Origin of the sequence: Paraburkholderia sp. SIMBA_053, from assembly GCF_046534895.1 — a bacterium.
GTDB classification, from domain to species: Bacteria; Pseudomonadota; Gammaproteobacteria; order Burkholderiales; family Burkholderiaceae; genus Paraburkholderia; species Paraburkholderia caledonica.
The window spans coordinates 1-228 of sequence record NZ_JAWRXU010001956.1 but is presented as its reverse complement, the minus strand read 5'-3'; the positions used below and the strand labels follow the sequence as shown (position 1 = coordinate 228).

Annotated in this window: 1 protein-coding gene; it reads right to left on the bottom strand. The window is 70.6% G+C overall.

Annotated elements, in window-relative coordinates; translation table 11 throughout:
• The coding region (locus SB753_RS42370) for a hypothetical protein (protein ID WP_410805872.1) at positions 1–228 on the bottom strand (228 nt) is incomplete at both ends.

Below are 228 nucleotides of genomic sequence, written 5' to 3'. Positions count from 1 at the left end.
CGACGATGCGCTCGCGTGCCTCGACCGTGAGTGGTTTGCCGGGCACTCCGGGGCGACGCTGATCGGGTGCAGGTCCGTCCAGTGGACGATACCGCACCCCCGCCGCACGGAGACGGCGCAGCTGCGTCGGCAGACGTCGCCCGAAGTCCGCATACGGTGCCGGGTCACCACCCTCCCAGAGCCGCTCGGCGATCGCCGACAGACGAGGGAACATCGCGAAGTCGACCC